Origin of the sequence: Nitratidesulfovibrio liaohensis (assembly GCF_011682075.1) — a bacterium.
Classification (GTDB): Bacteria; Desulfobacterota; Desulfovibrionia; order Desulfovibrionales; family Desulfovibrionaceae; genus Cupidesulfovibrio; species Cupidesulfovibrio liaohensis.
Map to the genome: position 1 here is coordinate 1 of NZ_VSMK01000111.1, position 18,637 is coordinate 18,637.

Sequence of the window (18,637 nt, forward strand, 5' to 3'; positions counted from 1 at the left end):
CCATGGCGCCCGCCGAAATCCATGGCGAGGCCCTGCCCGACGCCATGGCCGTGGAAGGCGGGCGCATCGTGGCCGTGGGCCGCGCGGCGGAACTGGCCCCCTTTGCCGACCGGGGCTTCGTCCGCACCGACATGGGCGGGGCCACGGTGCTGCCCGGCTTCATCGACTGCCATTCGCACCTGCTGCTTACCGGCATCATGGACCTGGGCATGGACCTTTCCGTGGCGGAAACCCTGGGCGACGTGCTGGACATGGTGGCCGACGCCGTTCGCAACGCGCCCTTCGGCGCCATGGTCTACGGCTTCCGGCTGGAGGAACTGGACCTTGCGGAACGGCGCATGCCCACCAAGGCGGAACTGGATGCCGTAGCGCCGGGCCGGGCGGTGCTGCTGATGCACGCCACCTGCCACCGCTGCATCATGAATACTCCGGCACTCCGCCAACTGGCGGTGCCGCGCGGGCTGCCCGGCGCGGATACCGAGGGCGGACGCGGCAACGCGCCCTTCACCGGCGTGGTGCGCGACCCCGGCATTCTCACCTGGGTCTTTCCGGCCATCCTGCGCTCCATGGACCGGGCCCATCTGGACGCTGCCGCCCTGGTGGCCGCCCGGTCGGCCCTGCGGGTGGGCATCACCACCGTGCATTCCATGGAAGGTGGCGAACTGACCCCCGGCGGCTCACCCGTGCTGCTGGACAACGCCACGCGTCTGCCGCTGCGCGTGGTGTGCTGGAACCAGAGCATGGATCTGGCCGAAGTGGAACAACTGGCCCTGCCCCGCGTGGGCGGGTGCATCTGCGCCGACGGCGAACTGGACGCCCGCACCGCCGCGCTGTTCGAACCCTACAGCGACGACCCGGGCAACGACGGTACCCTGCTGTACTCCCAGCAGGAGATGGACGACTTCGTGCTGACCGCCCATGCGCGCGGGTTGCAGGTTGCGGTGCACTGCGAGTCGGAACGGGCCATCGACCAGGTGCTGCGGGCCATGGAACGCGCCCAGCGGCTGGAGCCGCGCAGTGACAGCCGCCACCGCATCGAGCACTTCGAACTGCCCACCTGGGACCAGATCGACCGCATGGCCCGCGCCGGGGTGGTGGCCTCCATGCAGCCCGCCTTCGTGGAGTCCTATTTCGGCGATGACCGCATGGCCCATCTCGCATCGCTGTTCGGGCCACACCGCATGCGCCGCCTGCACCCCTACCGCGCCATCCTCGACGCCGGGGTACGCGTGTGCGGCGGCTCGGACAGCCCGGTGACCAACTACACTCCGCTACGCGGGATGGCCGCCGCCGTGCACCATCCCTTTGCCGAGCAGTCGGTGAGCATGGCCGAAGCCCTGCGCATGTTCACCACCGAGGCGGCGTTCTCGGCCTTCGAAGAGGCGGACAAGGGGCGCCTGCTGCCCGGCATGCTGGCCGACCTCGTGATGCTGGGGCGTGATCCGCTGGATGGTCGGGATGGCCCGACGGGCATGGCTTCCGTTGCCGACATCCCCGTGCTGGGCACCTGGGTGGACGGCCAGCCGGTAACTCCGGAACCATAACACGGGCTGCCCACGACGGAGCGACGGGACGACGGGGCGGCTGCCCATCACCCATGGGCGCATGCGCTGCCGTGCATCAGCCATCGGGCACGAAACCGCACACGGCCCGCACCAACGCTCCCCCCTCAGGCCATCGTGCCTGCAAATCCACGTGTTCCCTGCCGCCACGGCCCCATGCGCCGAGTGTACAGATTCCGACGGCATGTCCTGCCGCAACGGACGACGGCCCGTGCCCCGAAGACACACCCCCCGGAATCCACGCATCCGAGGACGGCACCGTTGCTTCACGGTGCCACGCCCGGCCAAGTCCGCTCCATCCGCGATGCAGAACCCCCTGCCCGCCACGGCTCACGCCACCGATACGCCACACCATTGTCACCATATCGGACTGCATGACTGGTTAATCATACAATTTCGGAATGTTGACGTGAAACCGCAACTATGTGAAACATATCTTGTCCATAACAGTGCCATTTTTCCGGCAGCCCATGTGGCTGCATGTAACAGTGAGCATATTCCCGGCAGCCACCGCGCCGGTCCGCACCGTGCCCCACCCAACCCCAAGCGACAGGGGGTCGCATTGTCCGCCATTCAACTTCTGAACGTCAGCAGGCACTGGGGCGACGTCCGCGCCGTGGACGACGTCTCCTTTGAAGTGGAACAGGGCACCATGCTGGTGCTGCTGGGGCCTTCGGGCTGCGGCAAGTCCACCACCCTGCGGCTCATCGCGGGCCTGGAATCCGTCACCTCGGGCCGCATCATGATCGGCGAGCGCGACGTCACCCACCTGCCCCCTGCCCAGCGCCAGTTGGCCATGGTCTTCCAGTCGTACGCGCTGTTCCCGCACCTGACGGTGCGCGAGAACATCCTGTTCGGGCTCACCGTGCGCAAGGTGCCGGAGGCGGAGCGCGAAAAACGCCTGACCCGCGCCGTGGACATCCTGGGGCTTTCCGCCCTGCTGCAACGCAAGCCGGGCGAACTTTCCGGCGGGCAGCAGCAGCGCGTGGCCCTGGGCCGCGCCCTGGTGGCAGAGGCAGCCGTGTGCCTGATGGACGAGCCGCTCTCCAATCTGGACGCCAAGCTGCGCCACGAGATGCGGCGTGAAATCCGCGCCTTGCAGCAGACCCTGGGCATGACCATGGTGTACGTCACCCACGACCAGACCGAGGCCATGAGCATGGCCGACCGCATCATCCTGATGCAGGGCGGGCGGATCGTGCAGAATGCCACGCCGTCCGAACTGTATTCCCGCCCGGCCACCACCTTTGCGGGCAACTTCATCGGCACGCCGCCCATGAACCTGGTGCGGCTGGACGATGCGCGCGGCAGCGTGTGCGTGGCGGGCAGCCGGTCCGGCAAGGTGGGCGTGGTGGACAGCGCGAACTATGTGCTGGGCATCCGCCCGGAGCACGTCCGCATCGTGCCCGACGGCTGGCGCGCCGTGGTGGAAAGCGTGGAATACCTGGGGTCCAGTTCCGTTCTTGGCTGCCGCGTGGGGGGCGAAGAGCTTTCCGTCGTGGTGGACGGCGTGTCGGACATTGCCGTGGGAGCCGAGATATATCTGCACTGCCCGGACGAGCACATCCACATCTTTGACGCACAAACCGGTGAGCGGCGCGGCACCTGCCGCTGACACACCCTCGCGGCGCAACGGACACATTCGCCCCGTATTGGTGATTTCGGCGGGTTACGCCCCACATCCCAACGCAACATCGCAGGAGGCATCACAATGACCGGTTTCAGGAAAACGTGCACTCTGGCGGCGGCGGCCCTGCTGTCGCTGACGCTGCTTGCGGGCACCGCTCTGGCGGAAAAGGTGAATCTCACCTTCTACTTCCCCGTTTCCGTCGGCGGCCCCATCACCAAGATCGTGGAAGGCATGACCGAGCAGTTCATGAAGGAACACCCGGACATCCAGGTCACCCCGGTGTACGCGGGCATCTACCGCGAAACCCTCACCAAGGCCCTTACCGCCCTGCGCGGGGGCGAGCCGCCGCATGTGGCGGTGCTGCTGTCCACCGACATGTACACCCTCATCGACGAAGACGCGGTGGTGGCCTACGACGACATCCTGAAGCCGGAGGAAATGGGCTTCACCAAGGCGTATTTTCCCGGTTTCATGCGCAACAGCCAGACCGGCGGCAAGACCTGGGGCATTCCCTTCCAGCGCTCCACCATCGTGATGTACTGGAACAAGGAGGCCTTCAAGGCCGCCGGGCTGGACCCCGAAAAAGGCCCCGCCAACTGGAACGAACTGGTGGAAATGGGCAAGAAGCTGACCGTCCGCGACGCCTCCGGCAAGGTCACCCAGTGGGGCGTGGCCATTCCCTCCACCGGGTACGCCTACTGGATGTTCCAGGCCCTGGCCATCCAGAACGGTGTTGAACTGATGAACGCCGAAGGCACCAAGACCTACTTCGACGCGCCCAAGGCCGTCGAGGCCCTGCAATTTCTGGTGGACCTGGCCTACAAGCACGAGGTGTCGCCCAAGGGCACCATCGACTGGGCCACCACCCCGCGCGATTTCTTCGAGCGCAAATCCGCCATCATGTGGACCACCACCGGCAACCTGACCAACGTGCGCACCAACGCGCCCTTCCCCTTCGGCGTGGGCATGCTGCCCGCCAGCGCGCGCCCCGGCTCGCCCACGGGCGGCGGCAACTTCTACATCTTCAAGAAGGCCACCCCCGCCGAGCGCAAGGCTGCCGTCACCTTCGTGCAGTGGATGACCAGCGCGGACCGCGCCGCCCAGTGGGGCATCGACACCGGCTACGTGGCCGTGCGCCCCGACGCCTGGGAAACCCCGGCCATGAAGGACTATGTGGCCAAGTTCCCCGTGGCGGCCGTGGCCCGCGACCAGCTGGCCCACGCCGTGCCGGAACTGTCCACCCACGACAACCAGCGCGTGACCAAGGCGCTGGACGACGCCATCCAGGCCGCCGTGACCGGCTCCAAGAAGCCAGCCGACGCCCTGAAGGACGCCCAGAAGGAAGCGGAACGCATCCTGCGCCGTTACGGCAAGTAGGACTGCCCGTTCGCTGGCTGGGCACCGGGCCGGGCGACTGAAAGGCTGCGTTGCCCATTGACGAATGAATGCCCCTGCCGGGGCGGGGCCGTGTGCTCCGTCCCGGCAGGAAAAAACGCATGGCGCAACGGCGGCATGCACCATGGGCGGCGCACGGCATCGCCGTTCACTGCCTCGCCGTGACAGCTTGTGCGCCGTCACGGTCCGGCCGCCCTCACTGTTCACCCGCCCTCGCTGTTCACCCGCCCTCATTGTTCACCCGGAGGTCCATCCGTGCCCCCAGCCTTTCGCAATCCCGCCACAATGCGCACCATCCACGCCTGGCTCCTGCTGCTGCCCGCCCTGGCGTTCATCGCCGCATTCACCCACTATCCGGCGGTGAACACCTTCATCCACAGCTTCTTTCTGGATGGACGGGGCGGCGCGCCCGCGCAGTTCGTGGGATTGGAACACTACCAGTACCTGCTGGAAGACGAGGTGTTCCGCAAGGCGCTGGTGAACAACCTGTTGTTCGCCAGCGGCACCATTCCGCTGTCCATCGGGCTGGCCATGACCATGGCCTTTCTGGTCAACGCGGGGCTGGCCGGGCAGTCGGTGCTGCGGCTGTGCTACTTCGTGCCCACGGTGCTGCCCATGATCGCCGTGGCCAACATCTGGCTGTTCTTCTACACGCCGGAATACGGCTTGCTGGAACAGATTCGCGGGGCGCTGGGCCTTGCCGGGGTGAACTGGCTGGGCAGCGAATCCACGGCGCTGCCGTGCGTCATCGCCGTTGCGGTGTGGAAGGATGCGGGCTTCTTCATGATCTTCTACCTTGCGGCATTGCAGCAGATACCGCCTTCGCTGGGCGAAGCGGCCATGCTGGAGGGTGCATCGCGCCTGTACTACTACCGCCGGGTGGTCATACCATTGCTGATGCCCACCACCCTGTTCGTGCTGGTGAACGCCACCATCAACGCCTTCCGCATGGTGGACCACCTGTTCGTGCTCACCCAGGGCGGCCCCAACAACGCAAGCTCGCTGCTGCTCTACTACATCTACGAAGTCAGCTTCAAATACTGGGATACCGGCTACGGCGCGGCGCTGACCATGGTGTTGCTGGGCTTTCTGGCGCTGGCCTCCATCGGCCAGTTCGGCTTTCTCGATCGCAAGGTGCACTACAGATGAGCCAGACCAATATTTACGACAGCCGGGGCCTTGCCCGCGTGCTGGACACCGCCGCCGCGTGGACCCTGGCCGTGCTGTGGGCGCTGCCGCTGCTGTACGCCGTGTGGACGGCCTTTCACCCCTCTGAATTTTCCACCCGGTTCACGCTGGCCGCGCCGCTGACGCTGGACAACTTCCGCGCGGCGTGGGACGCGGCCCCCTTTGCCCGCTATCTGGTCAACACCGTGCTGCTGGTCACCCTGGTGCTGTCCGGACAACTGGTGCTGTGCACGCTGGCGGCCTATGCCTTCGCCAAGTACGACTTTCCCGGCAAGGGCATATTGTTCGCGCTGGTGCTGATGCAACTGATGATCATGCCCGACGTGCTGGTGGTGGAAAACTACCGCACCATGTCGGCCATCGGCGTGCTGGATTCCACGCTGGCCATCGGCCTGCCGTACATGGCGTCGGCCTTCGGCATCTTTCTGCTGCGCCAGACCTTCAAGAGCATACCCAAGGAACTGGACGAGGCCGCCGCCGTGGAAGGCGCCAGCACCCTGCAAATTCTCTGGAAGGTTTACGTACCGCTGGGCAAGCCGGTGTACCTGGCCTACGCGCTGGTTTCGGTCAGCTATCACTGGAACAACTTCCTGTGGCCGCTCATCGTCACCAACACCACCAATTCGCGCCCGCTCACCGTGGGCTTGCAGGTGTTCTCGTCCACCGAGCAGGGGGTGGACTGGTCGATCATCACGGCGGCCACGCTGATGACCTCCGGCCCGCTGCTGATCGGGTTCCTGCTGTTCCAGCGGCAGTTCGTGCAGTCGTTCATGCGGGCGGGGATCAAGTAGGGACCGGGGGACCGGCGGGCGAGAAGCCGCCAGCAAATGCAGACACGGCGGCGCAGAGAGCATGCAACCGGGAGCCGCCAAGCAGGACACAGCCATGCCGCAACTCGACATCATTCCGCCGCACGAGCTTTGGCGGCTGGCCCGTTTTCAGGGCGAACCCGCACTGGCCGCCATCCGCCGTGAATTCGTGCCCGCCGTGACCAACCCGGTGTGGCGCGGGCTGGTGGAAGAATTCATGGAACTGGACGAACCGCTGACGCCCTATGCCCACCCCCGCTACCCCGCATGGAGCTTTGCCGCCTCGCCAGGATCCGGAGCGCACCACGGTCACATCGGCGGGCTGGCCCTGCACGTGCTGCAGGACCTGCGCAACGCCCGCGCCCTGGGCGATGCGCACGAGGCGCGCGGCCTGCCGCTGGACCGGGGCCTGCTGTACGCCGCCATCCTGCTGCACGACTGCCTGAAACGCTTCGTGTACGCCTTTGACGCGGACTACACCCTGCACAAGTCCGAGGATCCGTTCATCGCCCGCAACGAAGACCACCACTCATGGGTGCTGCGCGAACTGACCGCGCGCGGGGCGGACGAAGAGATCATCCTGGCCACCGCCGCCATGCACGGGCTGGACGACGTGAGCCTGGCCGAAGGGGTGAAGCCGCTGGCCGTGGTCAACCACTACCTGGACATCGGCCTGACCGGCCTGACCATGCGGCCCGAGCACGTGCGGGCGGAGCACACCATCGGCTTCCTGGCCGATTCCGACTGGCCCTGGAGCGGACGCGCCCAGCAGCGCACCCGCGAACTGGCCGAGGCCATGGCACCGCACTGCGGTGTGCCCGCCAGGTACATGCACCTGTACCTTGGCTCGCGCTTCAGCTTCGAGCACGTCGATGGGCTGCTGCAGGACATGGGCAGGGAACTGGCCATGGCACGGCTGATGGAAAGACTTGAGCAAGCGAGGTAGGGGCCCGGCCTCCTTCGTCTGGAATCCCTCCTCGGAACAACGAAACTCGCAGGTTTGCGCTTGTGGGTTTCGTTGTTCCGAGGGGGGCGCGGGTTTGAACCGACGCCACCGGGGTAGGTATGGCCTTAGAACAATTCTGCCGGGGGCATTTCCCTGTATGAAATGCGGAGGCGCTTCAAAAAGGCGAAGACGGATGCCAAATCCAAAAAAAGCTCTGGCTCCAAGGCAATCCCCACAAACTTTCTGTACACCCACTCGACGCGCCCGGTAACTTCATGCAGTGCGTGAAAGCCTTCCGGCATCATGTCTGTAAGTACGCATGGGCACCCTTCAGAAATTTCGGAAAGTCCAAGCTCTGTCTGAAACTCCACGAGAACCCCCCCGATGCCGATATTGCGCACAACGCCGATTATTCCTTCTCCTCCGTTGAAGCATGTCGTACAGATAAAGGGGCTCATGAGCTCTATTCTATCAGAATTTCGCCTTTCATCTCTTGAGCGCATGACTTTCTTAACGCCGCTCAGCTTTCCTTTCCACATCTCGCAGCACCACCTTTACAAGACTCTTTGCGTTACGAAGCAGAACGAATCAATCCTGTCACGGCAAAATCAGAAAACATCGAAGAACATGCGCATGCCAAATACCTCACGCGCATACAATATATACAATAATTTATCGGCCGGTTTCCTCGCGCTGACATTGCCTGGCTACAACCAGATAGCGCATTACCACAACCTTCAGCAATGCTTGCCGCTTGCAATGAAGGCCTCGATACAGCGATCGCCGCTGGCGATAAGACTCCCCACAACATCCCTGCCTATATGGAAATCTGTCGAGCGAACGCCAAGCGCATCGATCAAGGCCGTACGTTTCCAATCCGCCTCTGACAGATATGCGCTGTGCATGCTGTCCGTTATAAAACCCAGTATGGATCGCAAATACGTGCGAAAATCCGTTATCTGACCACTGTCCCGAACAACCCGTTCACTGCCGCTTCGCGTTTCCACCATCAAGCCAAGCGTTTTACGGTTCAGCACAACGGCGTCTTCATCCCGGATTTCCGGATGCACCTCGCGCGCGACATCAGGCGCTACATATCTGGCCTTGTCATACAACGAGATCGGGTAATTCCAGACAACGCTGCCGTCCACGAGCAACTCCCCCTTGTGATTGCGAACAGCCTTGAAAAACAGGGGAATGCTCATGGAGACGCGCAGCGCCTCATGGATGGGAACTTCGGGTGTCCGTTCCGCGTTGAACAATTCGGGCGTCTGAATCGACAGATTGGCCCCGATGATGGTGAGTTCCAGGTACCTGCCCGGATTCGCCTCGACCATGCGCTGGTGCTCGGCGAACGTCATGTGCGGGTTGCCGGTCAATGCCGCGATGTTCGCGCGGGCCCAACGTTCCAGCATCTCGCCCTTGAACCATCCAAAATCGCGCACCAGCCGTTGCAGGTCGCCCCCCACCCAGCGCGAGGCGTCCATGAACTTGTGGAACGGGGTCCGCAGCAGGATGTCCACCATTTCATCGGGGGAAGCCCCAAGGGCGAGAAAGACGGCAGCCATGGCTCCCGACGATGTCCCGGCCACCCGGCGCACTCCCCGCAGCAAACCATGCCTGGCAAGAGCCCGCAATGCCCCTGCGTAGGCCACCCCCTTTATGCCTCCCCCCTTGAATACGACATTGCAGTACAGGGACATCGCCTTTCCACCTCCCGCGTCTTGCCCGACAGCGGCATCACCACAGGCCCGCATCACGTCCTGACGTCCGTAGCCGCATCCCCCGCCGCAGCCGCCTCGAACCGGACGGTAAACGTGGTGCCCTTGCCGGGATGCGACTCCGCACTGATCGTACCGCCATGCGCCTCGATGATCTTCCGGCAATGATACAGACCGATGCCCATGCCCCGCGCCTTGGTGGTGCGAAACGGCTTGAACAGGCCATCGCGAAGCAGGGCCGGGTCAATGCCGCCAGCAGAGTCCACCACATGGAAGAAAGGCCTGCCGTCATCACCCACGTGCACGGCCACCCGTTTGTTTCCGCCCGCCTCGATGGCGTTGAGGCACAGATTGACGAAGACTTTGGCCACCTGCTCGGCATCGACCCGCACCTTCACTCCGGTGCCTATGAACTGTATGTCCGCATTGGGCAGTTGACCGCATGCAGTCCGGGCCAGTTCCATCAGGTCCACGTCCTCCATCTGCAGATTCTCGCGCCCCGGCAGCCGCGTCAGTTGGGAGATGAGATTGCGCATGTTGGCAACGCTGTTGGTCAACGTTTCCACAAGATCACGCTGGAAGTCCGGTTCGCTGATGTATTCCCGCGCATTGTCGACCAAAAGCGACAACGCGTAGACCTGGTTCTTGAGGTCGTGCATGACCAGCGCCGCGAACCGGCCGAGCACCTCCATTTCCCGCGCCACGGCCAGTTCGTCGCCAAGTCGAAAACTGCGGACGCACAAGGCTATCTGCCGCCCCATGGCCTCCAGCAGCTCGAAGTCCTCGATGTCGTGTGCCTCATGCGTGTCGATGGGGCGGGCCAACAGCACGATCCCCTCGCTGCCCTCCACGGTACGGACCGGCAGCACGACACTTACCCCGGCATTGCACAGCGCCTCGAAGGATTCGGTGGGCACGCTTTCCGCAATGTCGGCAACCGGACACGGGCCTCCCTCCCGCTCGAACAGCGCGGCAAAGCCGGTGGCGGGCAGCACGGGCAACGGCTCCATCTCGTAGAACACGCCTTCCCTCATGCCACCGGGGTGTTCAAGGTCGGCCGGAATGAATGCCCCGCCAACGAAGCCGAAGGCGTCGCACAGGCCTATGAGCAGTACGTTGACGAACTCTTTCGTGCCCCGTGCATGCGACAGCATGTCCGTGAAATTGATCCACTGCGTTCGGTAGTCGTACTTTTCGTTGTAGAACGTCCGGTGCATCCAGATGCTGAAGCGCCTGCGCAGGTGGTCGGACAGCAGGGTGAGCAGGACAGCCAGGCTGATGACGAAGGCGATGGCAAGAGCGAAATGCCGCTCGAAATCCGGTCCCATCAGCCGCATTCCTTCGCGCAGCACCCCCAGCCCCAAAAGGTAACCGCCAGCGATGACGGCGACAACCGATCGGAATGCCAACCTGCGGGCGATGTATACCCTGTCGCTTCCGCGGCGCGCCTCGGAATACAGGAAAAGCCCGAACCCGAGCACAACGGCACTGTTGCGCAACCCCGTGTAGCCGAAATCCAGGGTGCGCACGACCAGCCCCTGTCCGTATTGCAGGCACAAGGCGGCCAATACGACACCCGCACCAACCAGCGCGAGCTTGATGCGCCAGCGTTCGCTGTGCCGGCTGCTGCGCAAGGTGCTTTCCAGAATGCCTGCGGACAGCAACAGGCAAAGCAGGAGTTGCAGATAGAAGAAGAAAGCGTGCGGTTCGAGATAGAACACCCGGTCCGCCGTGAAGTCGGCAAGATAGAACAAATCCCCCGGGCTCATGAACAGGGCCATGAACAGGGGGGAAAGAGCCAGGGCAAGCAAGAACTTGCCGCTGCGGGGCAGCATGCGCCACGAGCATTCCCGTCCGTAGCACAATGCGAAGACGGTCCACGCCGGCGCAAGCAGGGCCTGCAACAGCAGCACCAGCGTCAGGAGCCAGTCCGGCACGTCGCTCGCCACGGCAAGGTGGCTTTCACACACCACCAGCGCCGCAGTGACCACCGGTGCCGCAACCCGACAAAAGGCCACCCGGCCCGCCTCGCAAACAGCGCGGCCCGTGATCACCACCGCCAGCACCAGCGCGATTCCCGCCAGAGCAATTACCATGCTCGCCCTCTTTATCCTGGCCGAAGCACCATCCGGACAGCAGCCCCACTTCCGGAGCACGTTCCGCTCTCCGCCGCACCGCAGTACCGCAAGCCCGGGGCCTGCACCGACGCCGTGAAATCTCCGCCGGGCACCATTTCAGTCCGACGCGCGCCCACCGGCCACTGGCGCGGCCATCCGGTCATCGCCACGTGCAACGCTGAACGAGAGTCCGGGATACGCCGTTCCTCCGGCTTGCCTGCAGAATCCCTCCACCCGTTCCAGGGCCGCAGCGTCTCCGGTTGTCACAAGAACCCGGACCTCGCCGGGTGCCCATTGCCGCAGCCGTACGTCCGCTCCGCCGCACAACCTGGCGACCTGCGAAACAAAATCGCCGCCAGGCAGATACCGCCCCTCCGCCGTCAGGAACCATGTTTCCGCCGCGCACACCATGCGCATCAGCGGGAAGCCCCGCCCACACCCGCAATCCCCGTCGACCGGCACGGCGCGGTCTCCCGTGGCGAAACGGATCACCGGCATCGCCTTGTTATTGATGTCCGTGACAAGCACGCAAGGAGCACCGCACCACGGGTCCGGATCGAATTCCACGTACGCGGAATGCGCCAGCAGATGCAGGTTGCCCTCCATGCACTCCATGGCGATGCATGGAACTTCGGAACACCCGTACAGGTCGTGCACGACGCAGCCGAAGGATGCCTCGATGCGTTGGCGCTGCTCCGCGCTTGCCCTTCCTCCCGGGGTGACCGCTCCGCGCACGTTGCCCAGGCGGATTCCGGCCTTGTCCAGGTAGTCGGCCATGTCGGACATCACCCACGCATTGCCGAGCAGATAGGACTTGCCGCAACGGCGTATGGCGCGCACCCACTTGGCCATATCTTCCGGCCTGTGCGTGCGCACGTCTACCGAAAGGGTACCGGCCAACCATTCACGCACCCCTGGCTGCACCAGGTTGCCCGCCTCCGCGCCCGAAGCAGTGTACAGTCTGACCACCATGTCAGCCAGGGTCCACCCCGCGAACGTAAGGCAAAGCAGCCAGTTGGCTTGTGTTTCATCGCGGGCCGCCTTGTCGCGCGGCACCTGCGTCGGAACACATCCCTCGGCCATGCCACGCAGTGCGGCAACCACCTTGCGCGGCATGGCCGAGGAAACAAGGTCTGCCTTGCGTTCCCGTATCACTTCCCGCGTCAGCACGGGCAGCTTGCCGTATTCCGCAAAGCTGCGCACGTGTTCCGGCCGCAGGCCCAATTCGTCCATGGCGTTCCTGTAATAGGGAACCGTTTCATACGCGTGCTTCAGAAAGGTTGCCGCAAGCCAGAACTGCCTGTGCCGCAGTTCATCGTGCGGCAGGCGTTCCAGCGCCAGATGTTCGCGCATCCGCGCGTGGCACCCGTTGTTGCTCAACTTGTGAAGCATCATGCGCGCATAGCCGATCATGCCGCCGCCTCCAGTCGCGGGCATGCGCCCCGCTCGCTGGCCCTGCCGTCCATTATCGCGGCCTCATACCCTGCCAAGCCGCCGCTTGAGCCACGGATAGGCCCCCCGCATGAGCCTGGCCAAACGGGAAGGAGCCGCCTCGATGCACCAGTACTCATGCAGCATGCCGCCGAAACTCTGCTTGAACTTCGCGATTCTCGGAATGTCCGACCCCACGAAGTCGTACCTGTTCACGCCCCTCGCCATGGCAAGCCGGATGGCCTCCCATTGCAGGATGTTGTTGGGCGAAACCCGCCCTGCGTCGGACACCGAAGCGCCGCTTATGTAGTACGCGTCGTGCGGGTCCATGACGAACAGCGCCCCGGCTATGTCCCTTCCTTCGTGAACCGCCATCAGCCCGATGATTTCGCGCCCCCCGAACATGCTCCACATTTCGCGGTAGAATGGCCGGGCATTGGGCGAGGCAAGGCCCTGCCTTGCGTAGACGCCCTCCAGCATGTCCACGTACCTGTCGATGAACCCGTCGTCGGCAGCCTCGCCCACGGTGACGCCATCCTTCAGGGCCTTGCGCACCGCCGTCCGGCAACGTCCTTCCATGCCTTCCCAGAGGGCGTCCTCACCCAGGGTCAAATCGAGGACATGGGTGGTTTTCCGCTGCACGCTGGCCAGGGCCGGATCGATATCGGGCAAGGGAACCCCCACCCGGGTGAACATGCGCAAAAAGTCCATGCCCCCGTTGCGGGCATGGGAGAGCAGTGTCGACCACAGCTCCCTGTCGGGCACGTCCGCGCGGACCAGCGGCCCGAGATACGGCGTATCGGTGACCACGTAGGGCGACGAGAATACCCTGGCCACCACGTAATTGCGGCTGAAAACCGGAAAGATGCCCGCAACTCCCCGCGTGTCCTCGATCAGGTACATGTCCAGCCGGGCGGCCTGATGCCGGGCCAGCAGGTTCAGCCATGGCCGTGAATGAAACAGGGGGCAGGCGGGATGTTCCTCGCGGAAGCGATCCCATTCCCCGTAACGCTCCGGTCCGCATGGCACCATGCGCAGGCTCATCGCTCGCCTCCGTCCCAGGTCACGTCCGCCAGAGCGACATCGTCCATCCCGACGAGATGCCGGAAGTCCTCGCGCCGGCGCAGCACCCGTGCCGTTCCTTCCTCCACGGCAACCACCGCAGCCCGGGGAAAGGCGAAATTCATGGCGTAGGACGAAAAGTAGGCCCCCGCATCCATCACCGCCAGCACGTCGCCGGAGGCCAGTTCGGGCAGCAACTTGCCCCTGTAGAGCCAGTCCGATCTCGTGCAGACCCTGCCGGTGACCGTATACGGGCGTGACGGCGGCCTGCGCAGGTCGCTGGCCAGAAACGCCTCGTGCCATTCGAAGTCGCAGGGAAATGCCTGTGACAGCCTGCCAGCGTCGGTTATGGCAAAGGGCTCCGCCCCCGGTCGTTCCTTCACGGCCTTGACCTGCGTCAGCAGCAATTCGGCCTTGCTGGTAAGCAGCCTGCCCGGTTCGATGCAGACGCCGGGCACCGGCAGGTCATTTTGGGTGCAGAAGGCCCGCAACGTGTCCGCCAGGTCGCGCAGGTAAAGGCGAAAATCCTGGAACGGGTCAATCCACGCCGCCCCCGGCTGCACGCCAAACAGGCGATACAGGCCGTATTCCACTCCAGACATGTTCTTGCTCGTCTCCACGCCGAAGCCCCCGCCCACGTCAAGCAGGCGGATCCGCACCCCGTGCTCCCTGGCCAGCCACGACATCACGTCCAGCGCACGAGACAGGCAGCGGGTGTGATAGCCGCTGTGCCTGGCGTTGCTGGTGACGTTGAAATGCAGGGCCATCAGGTCCGCATGGTCGGGCGCATCAAGGCAGTTGCGCACCACGTGGGCAAGGTCGCCTCCTTCGGGATCAAGGCCGAACTGGGCGCTGCGGTTAAGGGCAAGGCGCAGCCCCACCCGCGCAGTGCGGCGCTGTTCGCGGGCTTCGGCAAGCACCACGTCGATCTCGTCCCGGCTGTCTATGTTGACGAGCGTCCCCCGCGCCACGGCCCTGGCAATGCTTTCGCGCGACTTGTCCACGCCGTTGTAGACCACCTGCCCGCCGTCCACGCCCAGACTTTCGGACAGCCAGTACTCGTAGGGAGAAATGACCTCGGCCCCAACCCCGGCGTCGTGGAGCATGCGCAGGATGCCGGGAATGCAGTTGGTCTTGTACGAATAGGTCAGCATGGCACCGGGCAGCACCTCGTTCAGCACGGCCTGCACGTCCTGCACCCGCCGCAGCAGGGCCGCCGCATCGACCACAAGAAGAGGAGTGCCGTAATCACGCGCAAGCTGCGTGCACGGCATGCCGCCGACGGCCAGCACACCTCCCTCGTCCGTGACACCCCACAAGGACAACGGGGGCTTGCCCTGACGTTTCTGCCGCAAGCAGGAAAAATGCCGCAGCACGCCGCCGATGCCACCAAGAACCGACATATCCATCTCCCCCCTTGCTTCAGGCGGCATTCCCGCGCCACGCGGTCAGTCGCACCATGATGTTGCGCAACACGTGGCGCACGGGCCACACGAAAAACGGCAACGGATCATGCGCATCCCAGTCGTCGCAGGCGGCGATGCCCCTCCCCGCCAGCCCGCCGCCACGGGCGAACATCCGCCGCAGCACCAGGGCAGGATCGCCCCGCAACGCCCGGCTGAGCCATGCGGTGGTCACCCCGACGGCAGTGGGTTCCACGTCCGCGCATTCCTCTCCGAGCGCCAGCATGCAATGCAGGGAGGGGAAATCTATGCCCCGCGCCGTGCTCTGGATCAGCGAATTCCAGTAGCGCGCATTGATGTCTATCAGGTAGGGCGCGCCCGTTGCGGGATCGACGATGAAATCCGCCTGGCACGGCCCCGACCACCGCACATGCTCCAGCAGCCCGCGCAGGGACTCTACGGCGGCGTCGCACCGAACCGTCTCCCGTACCGTGGATTGCCCATGCCTGCTCGGATACGACGTGACGATGCGGAAGGTGTCGCTGGCGTACACCCTGCCGGCATCGCACAGCATGGCCACGCACACGACGTCGCCCGCCATCCTGCGTTGCACGAAATAGTCCGCGCGCGTCTGTTCCGGCATGTCCGCGATCAGCGCTGCCAAGGCCTGCGCGTCGTCGCACTCGTGCATGCCATACCCGCCCCACCCCCATACCGGCTTGGCAAGGCACGGGCAGGGAAAGGCAGCCAGCGCCGCCGGGTCGTCCGCAAGGTCCGCCACCGCCCGGTATTCGGGCACCAGCACGCCCGCCTCGCGCGCCACCCCGTAGGTGCGATACTTGTCCGCAAAGATGGCCAGCGTATCGGCGGCGCCCAGCAGCAGCCGCACATCGGAACCCAGGCGATGGCGGTGCCGCGCAATGACCGCCGCCTCGCCCAGTACCGGAAGCAGCACGGAAACCCGGTTTTCCTCGCAAATGCGCCGCAGGTCGTCGATGAACCCGTCTTCGTCCCGGGTGGGGTCCGCATGAACAAAAGTACGGCGCACGTACCTGGAATAGGCGCAGATGGGCCACTCCGCGGCGGCGGCCACCAGCACCTCGAATCCCCGGCGGTGCAGGGCCCGGCAGATGACGCGGGCAAGCATCGTGTCCGCGGCAAGGACAAGGATGACGTTCATGCCGGTGCTCCTCCGCTCATCCGGTACCCACCGGCCCGCCAAAGACCGATCCGTGAGCACACGGGATAGAGGGCCACGAACACCAGGACGGAAAACGCGACCACGCCCATAGCGCTGAACGATGCACCCCGGATCGGCTCGGGCATGAGCGCCAGCACCGCCGCCAGCCCCCTGATGCAGATGATGTGCAGCACGTAATAGGCAAGCGGAGCCCTGCCTGGCACGCAGAGCAACTCCAAACGCCGCCCGCGTTCGAACCAGGCCAGCAACAGCCACATGACGCCCAGCGTGAGAAGAGTAAACTGCAATGTTGGCGGATACTTTCCTACATTCACGAAAGACGCCATCGTTCGCCACCCCGTGGATTGGGCCATGAAGGATGTGGGGTCGCCATACCCGCCCGAAAGCCGCAGCAGCGCGAACAGCGCAAGACATCCCGCGCCCAGGGCCGAAAGCAGGCGGCGCCGCCGCTCCACCTCCATCCGGAACACCCCGCCGCACAGGTAGCCCAGCCACATCAGCCCGAACCAGGGCAGTACGGTGTACAAAGCGTATACCGCGCCGACGCCGGGCACTTCGAAGTATGTCCGCACGAACGCAAGCCGCCACAACACCGAGGCCATCTCCCCTTCGGGAATGTACCCCCGCAACGCGTCGTGTCCGGCCACCAGCAGCAACGCCAGGCACCATGACAACGCCCGGGGCAGCCGCACGACGAGGGCCAGCAGCAGCATGGAGCAACCGATGGCCCACAGCACGCCGAGCACCAGCAGCCTGGCGGATGAAAATGGCGCGTGCAGCCCGAGTGCCATGTTGATTCCGAGGATCATGGCGCCCCGCGTCAGCAGGTAACGCCCGACGGAACGCTCTCGGCCATGGCGCAGCATCCAGAAGTTCACGGATGTCCCGGCAAGGAAAACGAAGGTCGGAGCGCACAGGTGGGTCACCCAGCGCATCAGGAAGAACGTCGGGGTGGTCGTTTCGAGTTCCAGCGGATTTGCGGGAAGGACGGAAGCGTCACGCCACAGCCTCTGCGCCACGGCGGTAAAGTCTCCCCGCACATGGTCGAGCGTCATGAGCAGCATGACCAGCCCCCGCATGGCGTCGATGGAGGCGAGCCGCCCTCCAGACCGGCGCGGTGACGCAGCAGTGTCCGCCATCATGCCGCCCTCCCCCGCGCGGTGTCCGGCTGTCCGGCCACCAGCGCCGTCAGCCGCACCAGCCCGGCGTACGCCCTTTGCAGCACCCACGCGATGCCCACGTTCATGCCCAGCACCAGCAGGGAGTCCAGATACGGATTGTCCGCCAGGGGCAGACGAAAATACGTGTGGATGATGTACAGGGGCAGCAGCAGATCGCCGCACGCCGCCACCAGCCGGGTAGGCAACAGGGGGTGGATGCCGGTCAGGGCGAACCCCGTGGCCGCATACCCCGCCAGCCCGATGATGGCGTATGCCACCACCGGCTGGTGCCCGCTCAGGCTGTAACCCACCGCACCGGCAGCGCATGCGGCGGCCGCGAACAGGGCGGCGCGCCCGGCATTGCCGCCCCCGAAACGCGCCAGCCAGAAGCCCGCCAGGAACCCCACGGAGGTGGACCATAACGAGTGGCCATACGGCGCGGCCACCTGCATCACGGCGGCCAGCGCGATGCCGCCCCCCAGCAGCAACCGCCCGCGCGCCGGGCTCGTCACCACCCTGCCGAGCCACGGATAGACGAGGTAGAACAACAACAGCAGCGTCATGAACCACTGGCCCGCGCCGAAGGGACTTTCATTGCCGAGGTGGAACCAGTTCAGAAATCCGTTGAGCCCGGCAAGGTTGAGCAACGTATCCAGAGTGAACAGTCCGCTGCGCCCCGTGACCAGGAAAACGCACCCCAGCACCGCGTTCAGGAACAGGAACAACCCGAACAGGCGCGACACCTTGCGCGTCCAGTACCCTTCCATCCTGTCCGGCGAGGGATAGCGCAACGTGGTGAAATAGCCGGACGTGGCGGTAAAGAAGAACAGGCCCACATCTCCCGGCACCCACCACAAACGCATGGGCAGCGTGTGCATGAGGGAAGCGCCCGGACCTTCCGCAAAAATGTGCCCGTAGCAGATGCACAGCAGAAACAGCAGCTTCAGCGCCTGCACCGTGGCATTTCTGTCTTGCGTCGCACGTGTCATAACGACTCCTTCCGGCAACCCCC

15 protein-coding genes are annotated in these 18,637 nt (G+C 64.7%); 6 read left to right on the plus strand and 9 right to left on the minus strand.

Annotation, left to right across the window (positions count from 1 at the left end):
• The 6 genes from FVW27_RS04850 to FVW27_RS04875 form a co-directional block, all read left to right on the plus strand.
• Positions 1-1,544 (plus strand): amidohydrolase (locus FVW27_RS04850; RefSeq protein WP_167123221.1); only part of this gene is annotated, 1,544 nt, incomplete at its 5' end.
• A gap of 580 nt (positions 1,545-2,124) precedes the next feature.
• Positions 2,125-3,177, plus strand: a complete 1,053-nt coding sequence (locus FVW27_RS04855) for an ABC transporter ATP-binding protein (RefSeq protein WP_167123223.1) — start codon at positions 2,125-2,127, stop codon at positions 3,175-3,177.
• Positions 3,178-3,273: 96 nt separating this feature from the next.
• The gene (locus FVW27_RS04860) at positions 3,274-4,569 is read left to right on the plus strand and encodes an ABC transporter substrate-binding protein (RefSeq protein ID WP_167123225.1); all 1,296 of its coding nucleotides are present in this window, start codon (positions 3,274-3,276) and stop codon (positions 4,567-4,569) included.
• A gap of 303 nt (positions 4,570-4,872) precedes the next feature.
• A complete protein-coding gene (locus FVW27_RS04865) occupies positions 4,873-5,736 on the plus strand; it encodes a carbohydrate ABC transporter permease (protein ID WP_041727916.1) in 864 nt (287 codons plus the stop codon).
• The gene (locus tag FVW27_RS04870; RefSeq protein ID WP_167123226.1) at positions 5,733-6,566 is read left to right on the plus strand and encodes a carbohydrate ABC transporter permease; all 834 of its coding nucleotides are present in this window, start codon (positions 5,733-5,735) and stop codon (positions 6,564-6,566) included. Before FVW27_RS04865 ends, FVW27_RS04870 begins: the two co-directional genes overlap by 4 nt.
• Positions 6,567-6,660: 94 nt before the next feature.
• The gene (locus FVW27_RS04875; RefSeq protein WP_167123228.1) at positions 6,661-7,530 is read left to right on the plus strand and encodes a hypothetical protein; all 870 of its coding nucleotides are present in this window, start codon (positions 6,661-6,663) and stop codon (positions 7,528-7,530) included.
• Between the two features lie 125 nt (positions 7,531-7,655).
• On the opposite strand, the gene FVW27_RS04880 is transcribed toward FVW27_RS04875, so the two are convergent.
• The 9 genes from FVW27_RS04880 to FVW27_RS04920 all read right to left on the minus strand — a co-directional run bounded on the left by FVW27_RS04880 (position 7,656) and on the right by FVW27_RS04920 (position 18,614).
• The gene (locus FVW27_RS04880; protein ID WP_167123230.1) at positions 7,656-8,069 is read right to left on the minus strand and encodes a hypothetical protein; all 414 of its coding nucleotides are present in this window, start codon (positions 8,067-8,069) and stop codon (positions 7,656-7,658) included.
• Between the two features lie 198 nt (positions 8,070-8,267).
• A complete protein-coding gene (locus tag FVW27_RS04885) occupies positions 8,268-9,233 on the minus strand; it encodes a patatin-like phospholipase family protein (RefSeq protein WP_167123232.1) in 966 nt (321 codons plus the stop codon).
• 53 nt (positions 9,234-9,286) lie between these two features.
• Positions 9,287-11,347, minus strand: a complete 2,061-nt coding sequence (locus FVW27_RS04890; protein WP_167123234.1) for an ATP-binding protein — start codon at positions 11,345-11,347, stop codon at positions 9,287-9,289.
• Positions 11,348-11,485: 138 nt separating this feature from the next.
• On the minus strand, positions 11,486-12,781 hold the full coding sequence (locus tag FVW27_RS04895) for a phenylacetate--CoA ligase family protein (RefSeq protein ID WP_167123236.1): 1,296 nt from the start codon (positions 12,779-12,781) through the stop codon (positions 11,486-11,488).
• A gap of 63 nt (positions 12,782-12,844) precedes the next feature.
• Entirely contained in the window at positions 12,845-13,843 is a 999-nt protein-coding gene (locus FVW27_RS04900) for a lipid II:glycine glycyltransferase FemX (RefSeq protein ID WP_167123238.1), read from the minus strand.
• Complete coding sequence (locus FVW27_RS04905; protein WP_167123240.1) at positions 13,840-15,264, minus strand: type III PLP-dependent enzyme domain-containing protein; 1,425 nt, start codon at positions 15,262-15,264, stop codon at positions 13,840-13,842. Before FVW27_RS04905 ends, FVW27_RS04900 begins: the two co-directional genes overlap by 4 nt.
• Positions 15,265-15,283: 19 nt before the next feature.
• The gene (locus FVW27_RS04910; RefSeq protein ID WP_167123242.1) at positions 15,284-16,444 is read right to left on the minus strand and encodes a carboxylate--amine ligase; all 1,161 of its coding nucleotides are present in this window, start codon (positions 16,442-16,444) and stop codon (positions 15,284-15,286) included.
• Positions 16,441-17,607 (minus strand): acetyltransferase domain-containing protein, encoded by a 1,167-nt coding sequence (locus tag FVW27_RS04915; protein ID WP_167123243.1) that lies wholly within the window; start codon positions 17,605-17,607, stop codon positions 16,441-16,443. The genes FVW27_RS04910 and FVW27_RS04915 overlap by 4 nt, the downstream gene beginning before the upstream one ends.
• Positions 17,604-18,614: an acyltransferase family protein gene (locus tag FVW27_RS04920; protein ID WP_167123245.1), complete on the minus strand. Its 1,011-nt coding sequence runs from the start codon at positions 18,612-18,614 to the stop codon at positions 17,604-17,606. Before FVW27_RS04920 ends, FVW27_RS04915 begins: the two co-directional genes overlap by 4 nt.
• Positions 18,615-18,637: the final 23 nt, after the last annotated feature.